This window comes from Chamaesiphon sp. OTE_20_metabat_361 (assembly GCF_031364565.1).
Map to the genome: position 1 here is coordinate 1 of NZ_JANLWO010000450.1, position 1,696 is coordinate 1,696.

At 48.2% G+C, this 1,696-nt stretch carries 3 protein-coding genes; 1 reads left to right on the forward strand and 2 read right to left on the reverse strand.

Annotation, left to right across the window (positions count from 1 at the left end; genetic code table 11):
• Positions 1-278, reverse strand: a 278-nt coding sequence (locus tag RMO35_RS13275; RefSeq protein WP_309741774.1) for a YkgJ family cysteine cluster protein, incomplete at its 3' end; no start/stop codon positions are given.
• Positions 279-494: 216 nt separating this feature from the next.
• On the opposite strand from RMO35_RS13275, the gene psb30 reads away from it, so the two are divergent.
• The gene (gene psb30, locus RMO35_RS13280) at positions 495-635 is read left to right on the forward strand and encodes a photosystem II reaction center protein Ycf12/Psb30 (protein ID WP_309741775.1); all 141 of its coding nucleotides are present in this window, start codon (positions 495-497) and stop codon (positions 633-635) included.
• Positions 636-677: 42 nt separating this feature from the next.
• Here psb30 and dusB read toward each other — a convergent pair whose 3' ends face one another.
• Entirely contained in the window at positions 678-1,667 is a 990-nt protein-coding gene (gene dusB / locus RMO35_RS13285) for a tRNA dihydrouridine synthase DusB (protein WP_309741777.1), read from the reverse strand.
• Between the last annotated feature and the right edge of the window lie 29 nt (positions 1,668-1,696).

The window sequence follows — 1,696 nt, forward strand, 5'->3', positions numbered from 1 at the left end:
CGACAACACGCGATCGCAAAATCATTCAAATCCTCCGGCTCGATCCCAAACATCGCCACGAAGGTATCTTCCTGTACCCGACAGAAGGAGGGGCGATCTTCATAAATATTACAGGATTGGGTATCGCGATCGAGATTCACACACCAGCCATCTTCGCCCACCATGCTCAGATAGATGGCTAGCTGCTCCGGTGGCAGGTACTCTTCCAAATCTGGTCGATCGCTCGGATCGAGGTTACAACAAGCCCCACACTGCTTCACACACCGCCACGTAGACATATTTTAGGTTGTTAGTTATTACTCATCTAGTCTATTAGTATTTACATCGATTGACACTTTCCTTGTTAAAATGCTCTCCCAGCTCCCATCTCCCATCTCCCATCTCTTTCATGTAGTTTTGTAAACGAAATTAATCTAATCCCGCGCAGCGCAGATAAGATTGTATCGCCGATCCTGTTGGCTATATAATAAATCTAAGTTTGTTTGAGAGGAAATATGGATTTTTTGAGCGGTATTGTTGATAGTGTACTGAGTATTAACTGGGAAGTAATCGCCCAACTGTCAATGGTGGCGATGATTATGATTGCTGGCCCAGTTGTGGTATTTTTACTTGCAGCCCTACGCGGTAATTTATAATCGGTAAGTGGCTAGTTATTTGTGATGATAAGTCTCTAGCCGCTAAACCTCTGGAGCTAATAATTCGATCTGTCGATCGAGTAGATCCACCCCTTCAGCGACATTCTCGATCTCCTGTAGCTGTGTGCGGAGTTCTGACGCACCCGAAAACCCTTTCGCGTACCAAGTCATGTGCTTGCGAGCCTGGAGGATGCCGCGCTCGCCTTTATACAAGTACAAATTTTGTAAATGTTCTTTCGCACATGCTAATCTGTCGATCGAACTTGGCGGTGGTAGCAGCTCGCCCGTTTTGAGAAAATGGTCGATTTCACCGACGAGAAAAGGATAGCCGAGCGTCCCGCGCGAACACATCACCCCATCGGCTCCAGTCTGCTCCAGACATGCGATCGCAGCTTCTACTGAAAAGATATCACCATTGGCGATTACTGGAATCGATAGCACTGCTTTTACTCGTCGAATCCAGTCCCAATTAGCCGTACCATTATAGCCTTGAGCGCGAGTACGAGCGTGAACCGTGAGCATCTGTGCGCCAGCATCCTGTATCCGCTGAGCAAAATCTAAAATATTAATTTCATCATCCGACCAACCAATTCTGGTTTTGACCGTCACGGGTATATTAACAGCATTTACGACCGCTTTGACGATCGCGACGGCAGTATCGGGATCTCGCAGTAATGACGAGCCACCGCCATTTTTAGTGATTTTATTCACCGGACAACCCATATTAATATCGATCGTCTGTGCGCCTTGCTCGACAGCAATTTGAGCCGCTTCACCCAAGAAGTCAGGACGACAGTCGAATAACTGAATACTAATCGGACGCTCGTTGGCATCGATATCCATGATGCGCGGGATTTCTTTGAGATGTCTCAAACTTGATGCCTGCACCATCTCGGTATACATCATCGAGTCGGGCGCATATCGCCGCACCAAGCGACGAAAAACCAAATCGGTGACACCTGACAAGGGTGATTGAAAGACGCGGCTATGGAGCTGGAGGGAGCCGATTGTAAGTGGAGTGGTGAAGTTCACGGGAGAAGTGGGGACGGGGGGACGGGGGG

Bases quoted from the DNA above. Each gene is read 5' to 3' on its own strand.
- psb30 (WP_309741775.1), top strand. From the start codon at position 495: ATGGATTTTTTGAGCGGTATTGTTGATAGTGTACTGAGTATTAACTGG.